The organism is Stenotrophomonas sp. G4 (genome assembly GCF_003428825.1).
Lineage (GTDB): Bacteria > Pseudomonadota > Gammaproteobacteria > Xanthomonadales > Xanthomonadaceae > Stenotrophomonas > Stenotrophomonas indicatrix.
The window spans coordinates 2172086-2183611 of record NZ_CP031741.1 but is presented as its reverse complement, the minus strand read 5'-3'; the positions used below and the strand labels follow the sequence as shown (position 1 = coordinate 2183611).

Genomic DNA, 11526 nt, shown 5'->3' with positions numbered 1-11526 from the left:
CAGCACCCCTTCTTCCCCGCCCGCCTCCCTGCCCTGTCCATGCCCGTAGAACCGACCGGCACCGCCCCTGTTCCCGACCCGCGGATGGCGCAGGCGCTGGGGCGCGACCGTCGGCGCATCGTGCTGAGCTACCTGGCGATGGCGCTGGCCTGGATGATCGCCACCGACGGCGCGGTGACCGCGCTGGTGCCCGACCCGCAGCAGGCGGCGCTCTGGCAGAGCATGAAGGGCGCGTTCTTCGCTTTGGCCAGCGCCGGCCTGCTGTACCTGCTGCTGCGGCCGCTGGCCGAGCACGTGCTGCACACCCATGCCCGCCTGCAGGCCTCCGAACTGCGCCTGCGGCAGATGTTCGAGGGCAACCCGGGCCCGATCCTGGTGTATGACCTGGACAGCCTGGCCATCCTCGATGCCAATCCGGCGGCTTGCACCACCTTCGGCTGGGACCGCGAGGCGCTTCTGGCGCAGACCATCGACGTGCTCTGGCCACCCGGCCAGGACCAGGCGTTGCAGACCAAGCTGGAGGAGATCCGCGGCGCGCCCGAGCAGCTGTGCATCCTGCGCGCGCAGTTGCAGCTGCGTGATGGCAGCCTGCGGCAGATGGAACTGCGTTCGAACGCAATCGACTACGACGGCCACACTGCGCGCCTGCTGATCGCCATCGACCGCACCGCTGAAGACCTGGCCCAGCTGCGGCGCGACCAGGCATTGGCCCGCGTGGAAGAAGCCCACGAGCTGGCCCGGATCGGCGCGTGGGAGCTGGACCCGTCCACCGGCCAGGGCCGTTACTCCAACCAGGTCTATCGCCTGCTGGGCCGTCGCCCGCCCGAGGCGCGACGCTGGCACCGTTTCGACGAGCTGCTGGTGGCAGCCGACCCGGCCACGGCCGCACAGACCGACCAGGTGCTGGCCGAGCTGTGCTCGGGTGAGCAGGTGCAGGTGGACGTGCTGCTGCCGGTACTGGCAATGGATGGCCGTGCGCTGATGGTGCACCTGCGCGCCGCCAGCGGCGTGGATGAAGCCGGACGTGACCGGATACTGGGCACGTTGCAGGACGTGACCGAGCGTGAGCAGTCGCGGCGCCTGCTGCGCGAACGCGAAGAGCAGTTCCGCGAGCTGGTGCGAGTGCTGCCCGATGGCGTGGTGATCCTGTCCGACGAACATGTGCTGTATGCCAATGCGTGGGCGGCCGGCCTGTTCGGCTACGGCAGCCACACGCTGCTGGGCGAGCCGCTGTCAGCCCTGGTGGCAGCCGGCGACCTGGCCCGGATGCGCGCGCAGATGCGCGCTGGGCAGCCCCAGCACAGCCCGGGCCACAGCAGCGTGGTGGCCATGCAGCGCGCCGATGGCCGCAGCTTCCAGGCTGGCATTGCGGTAGGTGACGTGCGCTACGGCGGGCGCGACTGCAAGCTGCTGATCGTGCGCGACCTGAGTGAATCCGAACAGACCCGCAGCGCGCTGGAGACCAGCAACCGCGAACTGCAGGCGATGGCTGGCCGCCTGTTCTCGCTGCAGGAGGACGAGCGCCGGGCGATCTCGCGCGACCTGCACGATGACATCGGCCAGGCGATCACCGCGATCAAGCTGTCGGCCTATGCGGCGCAGGACGAGGACGATGCGCAGCGGCGCGGCGAGGACCTGGCGCAGATCGTCAGCCTGGCCGATACCACCGTTGCCAAGCTGCGCGACATCTCCACCCTGCTGCGGCCACCGCAGCTGGATGCGCTGGGCCTGGAAGCGGCATTGAGCTGGCAGGCACGCGTGCTGTTCCGCTCGTCCAGCGTCGAGCTGCAGGCCGAGATCGAATCGCTGCCCACGCGCCCGGACAACAGCATCGAGCAGGCCTGCTTCCGCATCGCCCAGGAAAGCCTGACCAATGCGCTGCGCCACGCGCGCGCCAGCCAGGTGGTGCTGCAGCTGCGCGACGTCGACCAGCGCGGGCTGCACCTGATGATCCGTGACGATGGCGAAGGGTTCGATCCGGATGGCCCGCGCGGCCTCGGCCTGATCGTGATGCGCGAGCGCGCGCAGAGCGTGGGCGGCCACGTGCGGATCGAGTCGGCGCATGGCGCCGGTACCCTCGTCGATGTCCACCTTCCTTACCAGGCCGCTGTTACGGCGGCCGTCGAGTCAGCGGAATACTGAGCCCATGTGGAACCCCAACCTGCCCCCGGTCAGCATCGACGATGCGCCTGATCGCCTCGGCGCCGGCAACCCCGAGCTGCAGGCGATGGTCGCCGAAGCCGCCTCCGGTGGTACCCCGCTGATGCTGATGCATGTGGACATCGACCACTTCGCCTCGGTCAACGAGAACATGAGCGCGGAGGTTGGTGACCAGGCCCTGGTGCTGGTGGCCCAGCGCCTGCAGTCCTACCTGCGCGGACGCGGCATGCTGTGGCGGCATGGCAGCGATGAGTTCCTGATTGCCGTGCCGCGCACCGCCGATCTGCCCCTGGCCGAGGATTTCGCCGAAGAGATCCGCCAGCAGATGGAACTGCCGCTGTCGGTACTGCCCTATACGCTGTTCATGACCGGCAAGCTGGGCGTGAGCCTGTGCCCGGAGCACGCCAGCAACGCCTCGCGCCTGCTCGACCATGCCGAGGACGCGCTGTACCAGGCCGCCCGCGAAGGCGGCAACGCGGTGCGCATCCATGCGGTGGACACGCCGCCGAGCGCGCACAGCGAGAGCATCATCGCGCGGCAGATCGTCGATGCCATTCCCAACGGCGAACTGAAGCTGCGTTACCAGCCGCTGGTCAGTGCCCGCGATGGCCATGTGGTGGGCATGGAGGCGCTGCTGCGCTGGCAGTCGCCGACCCTGGGCATGCTGGTGCCGGAGCGTTTCATGCGCACCGCCGAGCGCCTGGGCATCATCGTGCAGATTGGTACGTGGGTGCTGGAAGGCGCATTGAAGCAGGCCCGGCTGTGGCGCGACCAGGGCTTTGATGACTTCACCATCGCGGTGAATGTATCCACCCTGCAGCTGCTGCGCCCGAACTTCTTCGCCGAAGTGATGGGCGTGATCCAGGCGTCCGGCGTGCCGGCGCAGATGCTGACGCTGGAAATCAACGAAAGCGCGCTGACCAACAACGTCAACTTCGTGCACGAAACGCTGGCCAACCTGCGCAACGAAGGCATCAGCCTGAGCCTGGACAACTTCGGCACCGGCGATTCAAGCCTGAGTGCGCTGGTGCGCTACCCGGTGGACAAGCTGAAGATCGACCGCAGCTTCATCAAGAGCGCCCCGGCCGGCAACCGTGAAGCGGCGATCGCACGCGCGATCATTGCGATGGGCCACCAACTGGGCATGACGGTGATCGCCAACGGCGTGGAATCGCAGGCACAGCTGGGCTTCCTGCGCCGCAACGACTGCGACGTGTTCCAGGGCTACCTGTTCGGCGAACCGATGTCCGCCGATGCCGCCGGCATGACCCTGCGCCGCCGCTACCTGCGTCCCGAAGCGTTCGCCGAAACCCGGCCGGACCGCACCCTGCTGCTGCTGGATGACGAGGAGAACGTGCTGCGCTCGCTGGTGCGCCTGTTCCGCCGCGATGGGTACCGCATCCTGGCGGCAGGCAACGTGCGCGATGCGTTCGATCTGCTGGCCATCAACGATGTGCAGGTGATCCTGTCCGACCAGCGCATGAGCGACATGAGCGGCACCGAGTTCCTGGGCCGGGTGAAGATGCTGTATCCGGACACGATCCGGCTGGTGCTGTCCGGCTACACCGACCTCAACACGGTGACCGATGCGATCAACCGCGGTGCGATCTACCGGTTCCTGACCAAGCCATGGAACGACGACGAGCTGCGCAAGCACATCCACCAGGCCTTCCGCACCTACGAGGAACAGCGGCGCAGCAACGGTGGCCTGGCGGCTGTCGAGCCGGCCGACGGCGGTGAGGATCGTTCGCCGCTGCGGTAACCGCATCCGCCGGGCATGGCCCGGCGCTACGGGGGACCAGGGATAGCGCCAGGCCATGCCCGGCGACCACGATCAGCGCGGCTGCTTGATCGGCAGCACCAGGCGGAAGCGCGAGCCGACGCCTGGGGTGCTGTCCAGATCGATGCGGCCGTGGTGCTTGTTGATGATGCTGTAGGAGATCGACAGGCCCAGGCCGGTACCGCTGCCCACCGGCTTGGTGGTGAAGAACGGATCGAAGATGCGCTGGCGCAGTTCCGGCGAAATGCCGCCGCCGGTGTCTTCGAACTCGACCCACACCGTGTCGCCGTCCACGCCGGTACGCACGGTGATCGTGCCCCGCTCGGCGATGGCGTGGCCGGCGTTGAGCAGCAGGTTCATGTAGACCTGGTTCAACTCCGAGGGCAGGCATTCCACCAGCGGCAGCTGGCCGAACTCGCGCACCAGGTGCACCTTGTACTTGAGCTCGTTCCAGATGATGTTGATGGTCGATTCAAGGCCGGAATGCAGGTCGACCAGCTTCCACGATTCGTCGCGGCCGGAATAGGAGAAGTCCTTCAGGTCGCGCACGATGCGGGTGACGCGCTCGATGCCTTCGCGTGACTCGGCCATCAGCTGCGGCAGGTCGCGGCTGATGAAATCGATGTCCAGGCGGTCACGGATATCGTCGATTTCCGGAATCAGCGCCTTCGGGTCGGGCGCACGCAGGGCGCGCTCGTAGGCTTCGATCACCGTGAACAGGCTGCGCAGGTATTCCTGCAGGCTGCCCAGGTTGGAATGCACGTAGCCGATCGGGTTGTTGATCTCGTGCGCCACGCCGGCGGCAAGCTGACCGATGGACGCCATCTTCTCCGACTGCAGCAGCTTTTCCTGGGTGCCGTTCAGGCGCAGGTAGGCCTGGCGCAGTTCGGCATGGCGCTGCTGCAGTTCGCGTTCGTAGTCTTCCTGGCCTTCGATATGGCGGAACAAGGCCAGGTAGTGCCCTGAACCGGGTTCGCCATGGAAGTACAGATGGGCGATGACCACGCCCTCGCCCAACGGCAGGCTGCCGTTCCAGTGACCGTGCTGGCGCGCATGTTCCAGCGCATCCGGCGGCAGCAGCTGGCGCAGGCGCTGCGGCGGCGGCAAGGTGCCTTCATCGCTGCCCAGCAGGCTCTGCGCGGCCGGGTTGGCCAGGGCGACCTGCCCATCTTCGGTGAACAGCAGCAGGCCTTCGCGCAGGCGCTCAAGCAGGGCCTGCAGCACCGGTTGCGGCGGAAGGGGGGCGGTAACCAGAACGTTGGCGGCAGACACGGCGGCTCGGGGCGATCAAACAGGCGCCCAATATACGCGTTCATGCGGCGGCCTACAGCCGCCATCGGGCGGTCAGCCGACCGCCGGTCCTGTCAGGCGACGGCGAGTGGCCGCCGCGCGGTGACGGTATGCGACTGGCCCTTGGCATCGTATGCCGAGGACTCTTCGGTGCGGCCCATCTGGCGCAGCGCCCAGTTGACCTCGCGCCGGCGCCGCGACAGCAGCACGCCGTTGGCGCGGTTGCGCTCGGCCAGTTCCTGCAGCTGCTCGCCCTCGCCCACCGGTGGCGCGCCTTCCAGCGCACGCAGCGCTTCCAGCTTCGCACCGGTGGCACGGATCAGGGCGTGTACGTCGTGCTCGACCAGGGCCTGGCGTTCAACGTCCAGGGCCTGGGCAAGGCGCTGCAGCGGCTCGCTCATCGCCGCGGTCATCCTTGCAGCTGCTGGTCCAGTTCAAGCATGCGCGAAGCGATCGCGTCCGGATTGATCTTGTAGGTGCCGTTCTGCAGCGATTCGCGCACCGCTGCAACACGCTGGGCGTCGATCGCCGGAGCGGTGCTCAGCTCACGCTCGATGGCCTGCAGGTTGGTGGCTTCGCCGGTCAGGCGCAGGCTGTCGGCCGCCTCGACTGGACGTGCCGCCGAATCGGTGCTGACGCCGGGCTTGGCGGCCGGGGTGGTCACGCTGCGCAGTGCCTGGGGGACCTGCAGGTTGCCGTCGATTTTCTGGCTCATGGGGTGTCCTGGAGTTGCCGTACACAAGGGATAACGGCCGCAGGGCCGTGATCTTTAGGGGAATTCTGCATTATTTCAACGCGCCACGATTACGTCACCGGTCGCGTCCACCGTGCCCTGCACGATACGGCGCGAGGACAGGTTTTCCACCGAGACGCGCTCGTTCTGGCCGGCATCGCCCAGTGCGCGGCCGGCGATGCGGACCTCGACCGAACCACGCCGCGATACCAGTGCCACACTGTCTCCTCGCTTGATGAGACGCTGTGCTACCAGATCGTTGCTCGACAACAGTGTTCCTGCCGGCAACGGCCGACGGGCGATGCGGCCGATCGCTGCGGCAGGATCGGCCAGCACTGCACCGGCAATCCGTGCCGCGTCACGCTGGGCAGTACTGATATCGGCGGCGGCGATGGATTCTCCAGTGCCGATGCCGCGGGTCAGCACCAGCACGGTCTGGTTGCGGCGCACCTTCACCGGCACGAACAGGCGCCAGCCACCGGCGTCGGGACAACTCACTTCCACGGTGGTGTTGGCCGTGGGCTGCACCTGCAACGCGCCGCCGCATTTGGGAAGGCGCAGCGCATCGGCAACCACGGCCTCACCTTCAGTGCCGGCGGCCAGGGTCGACAGCGCGGCAGCACGGATGCTGGCCACCGGCTGCCAGTCGGCTGCGGTTGCCCACGGCGCGGCTACGGCCATGGCAGTGGCAAGGAATAGAGCAATGCGGCGCATGGCGCCTCCTGTCGGTAAGACCTGGCCCAGACGCGTGCAAGCTGCGTGCCACAGCCGCGCCACGGAAATCTCAATGGGCCCGGCCCTGCACTCGCCCTCAAGTTCCACCCTGCCCGCGCCGATACAGCAGCCATGTCCCATGACCTGCTCAACCGGATCGACCAGCGAACCCGACTGGCCGGCCACAATCGCCTGGCGCTGCTGCTGTTCCGCCTCGGCGGACGTCAGCTTTTTGGCGTCAATGTCTTCAAGGTGCAGGAAGTGCTGCGCCGCCCGGACCTGTTCCAGGTGCCCGGCCTGCCCGGCCAGTTCGCCGGCGTGGCCGACGTACGCGGCCGCTCGGTGCCGGTGCTGGACCTGGGCCTGGCCATCGGCCACCCCGAGCGCGAGCCCGATGCGGACACCGCACCCGGCTATCTGGTGGTGACCGAGTTCAACCGCTCGATCCAGGGCTTCCTGGTCAGCGGCGTGGAGCGCATCGTCAACATCGCGGTGGAGGACATCCACCCACCGCCGGAGCTGGGCGCTGAATCGAGCTACCTGACCGCGGTGACCCGCTTCCAGGGCGAGCTGATCCAGGTGATCGACGTGGAAAGCGTGCTGGCCGACATAGCCCAGGTGCGCGGTGAAGCCGTGCTCGACCCGGCCATGGCGATGCCCGCCGACGCCCCGCAGCTGCAGGTGCTGGTGGTGGATGATTCGCGGGTGGCGCGCCAGCAGATCCGCAGCGTGCTGGACCAGCTGGGGGTGGGCGCGACCCTGCTCTCGGACGGCAAACAGGCGCTGGACCACCTGCTGCAGATCCATGCCTCGGGTGAAAACCCGGCCGAACGCTACGCCATGGTGATATCGGACATCGAGATGCCGGCGATGGACGGCTACACGCTGACGACGGAAATCCGGCGCCATGCCGGCCTGTCCGGGCTGTACGTGCTGCTGCATACCTCGCTGTCGGGCGTATTCAACAATGCGATGGTCGAGCGCGTGGGCGCCAATGCCTTCGTCGCCAAGTATTCGCCGCACGAGCTGGCCGACTTCGTGCTGGACCGCCTGCGAAAGGTGGCGATGGCGGCGTAAGGCCGCCGCACGCGTCTGCGCCGGGCATGGCCCGGCGCTACCAGACACCTGCTCCGACCCACGGTAGCGCCGGGCCATGCCCGGCGAGCGCGATGTTGCGCACCACGGTTCTGGCACACCGCTTGCAGCTTCCCGGGCAACGTTCCCGTGGGAGTGCACCGTGCGCAACCTGATTACCGACTACCTGGGCGTCCATGCCCAGGCAATGCCGTTGCGCGAACAGCGCATGAAGCTGATCGCCAGCAACCTCGGCAATGCCGACACCCCCGGCTACAAGGCCCAGGACCTGGACTTCGATTCGGCCCTTCGCCATGCGCAGGGGCTGGATGCCAACGGCCTGATGACCACCACCAACGAGCAGCACTACGAGATCGGTAGTGGCCTCAACCCGTTCCAGGTGGCCCGCGAGGGCGTACAGCCCAGCATCGACGGCAACACCGTCGACCCCGATGCCGAACGCGCCGCCTATGGCCGCGCTGCTCTGGAATACCGCGCCTCGCTGAGCTTCGTCGAAAGCAAGGTGCGTTCCATGCTCACCGCGATCACGGGGCAATAAGCCATGAGCAACCTGCCGATCTTCGATATCGCCGGCTCCGCGCTGCAGGCGCAGTCGGTGCGCATGAGCACCATCGCCTCCAACCTGTCCAACGCTGACAGCATCGCCGGCTCGGCCGACGCGGTGTACAAGCCGCTGGAACCGATCTTCCAGGCGGTGACCAGCAAGACCGATCCGAACATCACCTCGGTGCAGGTCAAGGAGATCACCCAGAGCAACGCGGCGCCGATCAAGCGCTATGAGCCGGGCCATCCGCTGGCCGACGGCGATGGCTACATCTACCAGCCCGACGTCGATCCGGTGGCGCAGATGGTCAACCTGATCTCCACCTCGCGCAACTACCAGGCCGGCGTGGAGATGCTGACCACCGCCAAGGAACTGGCCCTGGCCACCCTGACCATGGGCCGCTGAGGCCCGCTGCACCGGACACCGCCATGACCACTGCCGTCAACAACCAGAGCAACCAGGACGTCTACGCCGCACTCGGCCTGAACGCCCCCAACAGCAACGCCACCAAGAAGAAGAACACGCTGGACCAGGCCGACTTCCTGCGCCTGATGACCGAGCAGCTGCAGCACCAGGACCCGCTGAAGCCGATGGACAACACGCAGATGGTCTCGCAGATGGCGCAGATGTCGACCGTGCAGGGCATCACCGATCTGAACACGTCGGTGAAGGGCTTCCAGGCGTCGATGGCCAGCGACCAGGTGCTGCGTGGCGCCGCGCTGGTCGGCCACCAGGTGCTGGTGCCGTCGGAAAAGCTGGTGCTGGAGAAGGAGGGTTCGGTGGAGGGCACCGTTGCCGCACCTTCCGCCGGCATCGTCACCGTGGACGTCACTGACGCCAACGGGGCCAAGGTCACCTCGATCAGCGTTGAGGCCACGGCGGCCGGCGAGACCGCGTTCACCTGGGACGGCAAGGATGCCAACGGCAAGCGCATGGAGCCGGGCAAGTACAACATCGTCGCCAACCACGTCGACACCACCGGCAAGAGCACCAAGCTGTCCACCTTCGTGCAGGCGCCGGTGGAAAGCGTGACCGTCGGTTCCGACGGCCTCTACCTGAATCTCAAGGGCCTGGGCACGGCCCCTCTCGACTACGTGCTCCGCGTCAGCTGAGCCGCACCTACCGCATCCAACAGGAGCATCCCATGGGCTTCAACATTTCCCTGTCCGGCATCAACGCTGCCAACTCGGACCTGAGCGTCACCGCCAACAACGTGGCCAACGTCAACACCACCGGCTTCAAGCAGTCGCGTGCGGAATTCGCCGACCTGTTCGCCGCCACCAGCTACGGCCTGTCCAGGAACGCGATCGGTTCGGGCGTACGCGTTTCCAACGTGGCCCAGCAGTTCATCCAGGGCAACAACGAGCAGACCGGCCGCAGCCTGGACATGGCCATTTCCGGTGAGGGCTTCTTCACCATGAACATGAACGGTGCACGGGTGTACTCGCGTGCGGGCAACTTCCAGACCGACGCCGGCGGCTACGTGGTCAACCCGCAGGGCGCACGCCTGCAGGTGCTGGCACCGAACGCCGACGGCACCAACTTCGACGCCGGCCGCCTGGTCGATCTGCAGCTGCTGACCACCGACAGCCCACCCAAGCAGACCAGCGAGGTCAAGGTCGGCTTCACCCTGCCCGGCAACGCCAAGCAACCGACGGTGACCCCCTTCGACCCCACAAATTCCAACAGCTACAGCCACTCCAGCGGCGGCATCACCGTATATGACTCGCTGGGCGTCAGCCACACCCAGGTGTCCTACTTCGTCAAGGAAGCGGCCACCAATGCCTGGACGGTGCACAACTACGTCGACGGCCAGCCGGCCGGCACGCCGACCCCGCTGGCGTTCGACAACGCCGGCAAACTGACCGCGCCGGCCGACGGCAAGATCAGCCTGGGCACCTTCACCCCGACCACCGGCGCGGGTGTGCTCAACATGACCCTGGATGTGAACGGCTCGACCCAGTACGGCGAGAAATTCGCCCTGCGCAACACCCAGCAGGACGGCTACGCGGCGGGCAAGCTCAACGAGATCACCGTCTCGGAAACCGGCGTGGTGTACGCGCGCTACTCCAACGGCGACGACAAGCCGCTGGGCCAGGTTGCGCTGACCAGCTTCAACAATCCGCAGGGCCTTGAGCAGAAGGGCAACAACCTGTGGGTGGAGACCTTCGATTCGGGCACGCCGCGCACCGGCGCCGCCGACACCTCCAACCTCGGCAAGATCCAGGCCGGTTCGCTGGAATCCTCCACCGTCGACCTGACCGAACAGCTGGTCAACATGATCACCGCGCAGCGCAACTTCCAGGCCAACGCGCAGATGATCACGACCCAGGACCAGATCACCCAGACCGTCATCAACATCCGTTGATGACCTGCTGACCCTGTCACGGAACTCCCCGCATGGATAAAGCCCTTTACGTGGCGATGACCGGTGCCCGCGCCTCCCTGCAGGCGCAGGGAACGCTCAGCCACAACCTCGCCAACTCCGACACCCCCGGCTTCAAGGAAGCGCTGGCCAACACCGAAGCCTTCCCGATCCGTGGCCCGGGCTTTGCCTCGCGGGTGGATGCACTGCACGTCGATGCGGGCTTCAACCGCACGGCCGGCGCGCAGCACATCACCGGCAAGCCGCTGGACTTGGCATTGCAGACCGGCACCTGGCTTGCCGTGCAGTCGACCGATGGCAGCGAGGCCTACACCCGTGGCGCCGCGCTGTCGGTGACCCCGAACGGCCAACTGGTGACCTCCAGCGGCCGTCCGGTGCTGGACGACAACAACAACCCGATCGCGATTCCGCCCTACCAGGCGATGGAGATCGGCAACGACGGCACGATCTCGATCATCCCGCAGGGCGAAGGCCCGCAGACGATGGCGATGATCGGCCGGATCAAGGTGGTGCAGGCGCCGGATGATCGCCTCGAACGTGGCCTGGACGGCCTGTTCCGCAATACCGATCCGCTGCAGCCGTTCGCCCAGGCACAGGGCACGGCGGTGCACAGCGGCCAGCTGGAAGGCAGCAACGTCGATGCCGCCGGTGCGCTGGTGCAGATGATCCAGCTGCAGCGCCAGTACGAAATGCAGGTGCAGGTGATCAAGCACGGCGATGACAACGCGCGCAGCGCCAACAGCCTGTTGCGCCTGGGCAGCTGACGGAATTCCGGCACCGGCCCGCGCCGGTGCTGGCACGCCGCTTGCACTCCCTCCCCCATG

General features: G+C 67.0%; 12 protein-coding genes. 8 read left to right on the top strand and 4 right to left on the bottom strand.

The annotated features are described in order from the left end of the window. Positions 1–39: 39 nt before the first annotated feature. A complete protein-coding gene (locus tag D0Y85_RS10240) occupies positions 40–2142 on the top strand; it encodes a PAS domain-containing sensor histidine kinase (protein ID WP_117310374.1) in 2103 nt (700 codons plus the stop codon). Between the two features lie 4 nt (positions 2143–2146). After that, on the top strand, positions 2147–3922 hold the full coding sequence (locus tag D0Y85_RS10235; protein ID WP_025879116.1) for an EAL domain-containing protein: 1776 nt from the start codon (positions 2147–2149) through the stop codon (positions 3920–3922). Positions 3923–3994: 72 nt separating this feature from the next. On the opposite strand, the gene D0Y85_RS10230 is transcribed toward D0Y85_RS10235, so the two are convergent. The 4 genes from D0Y85_RS10230 to flgA all read right to left on the bottom strand — a co-directional run bounded on the left by D0Y85_RS10230 (position 3995) and on the right by flgA (position 6677). Beyond that, on the bottom strand, positions 3995–5212 hold the full coding sequence (locus tag D0Y85_RS10230; RefSeq protein ID WP_025879115.1) for an ATP-binding protein: 1218 nt from the start codon (positions 5210–5212) through the stop codon (positions 3995–3997). A 92-nt stretch (positions 5213–5304) separates the two neighbouring features. Next, positions 5305–5643 (bottom strand): flagella protein, encoded by a 339-nt coding sequence (locus D0Y85_RS10225; protein WP_025879114.1) that lies wholly within the window; start codon positions 5641–5643, stop codon positions 5305–5307. Continuing rightward, positions 5640–5945, bottom strand: a complete 306-nt coding sequence (flgM, locus tag D0Y85_RS10220) for a flagellar biosynthesis anti-sigma factor FlgM (RefSeq protein WP_025879113.1) — start codon at positions 5943–5945, stop codon at positions 5640–5642. Before flgM ends, D0Y85_RS10225 begins: the two co-directional genes overlap by 4 nt. A 75-nt stretch (positions 5946–6020) precedes the next feature. Next, a complete protein-coding gene (gene flgA, locus D0Y85_RS10215) occupies positions 6021–6677 on the bottom strand; it encodes a flagellar basal body P-ring formation chaperone FlgA (protein ID WP_117310373.1) in 657 nt (218 codons plus the stop codon). 132 nt (positions 6678–6809) lie between these two features. Here flgA and D0Y85_RS10210 point away from each other — a divergent pair, with 132 nt between their 5' ends. The 6 genes from D0Y85_RS10210 to D0Y85_RS10185 all read left to right on the top strand — a co-directional run bounded on the left by D0Y85_RS10210 (position 6810) and on the right by D0Y85_RS10185 (position 11466). Beyond that, complete coding sequence (locus D0Y85_RS10210) at positions 6810–7754, top strand: chemotaxis protein (protein ID WP_117310372.1); 945 nt, start codon at positions 6810–6812, stop codon at positions 7752–7754. Positions 7755–7914: 160 nt separating this feature from the next. Further along, positions 7915–8310, top strand: a complete 396-nt coding sequence (gene flgB / locus D0Y85_RS10205) for a flagellar basal body rod protein FlgB (protein WP_025879110.1) — start codon at positions 7915–7917, stop codon at positions 8308–8310. A 3-nt stretch (positions 8311–8313) separates the two neighbouring features. Further along, on the top strand, positions 8314–8721 hold the full coding sequence (flgC, locus tag D0Y85_RS10200; RefSeq protein WP_025879109.1) for a flagellar basal body rod protein FlgC: 408 nt from the start codon (positions 8314–8316) through the stop codon (positions 8719–8721). A 23-nt stretch (positions 8722–8744) separates the two neighbouring features. Then, positions 8745–9428, top strand: coding sequence for a flagellar hook capping FlgD N-terminal domain-containing protein (locus tag D0Y85_RS10195; RefSeq protein ID WP_117310371.1), 684 nt, complete (start codon positions 8745–8747; stop codon positions 9426–9428). A 32-nt stretch (positions 9429–9460) separates the two neighbouring features. Beyond that, positions 9461–10684 (top strand): flagellar hook protein FlgE, encoded by a 1224-nt coding sequence (gene flgE / locus D0Y85_RS10190; protein WP_117310370.1) that lies wholly within the window; start codon positions 9461–9463, stop codon positions 10682–10684. Between the two features lie 32 nt (positions 10685–10716). Continuing rightward, positions 10717–11466: a flagellar basal body rod protein FlgF gene (locus D0Y85_RS10185; protein ID WP_117310369.1), complete on the top strand. Its 750-nt coding sequence runs from the start codon at positions 10717–10719 to the stop codon at positions 11464–11466. The last annotated feature ends 60 nt before the right edge of the window (positions 11467–11526 follow it).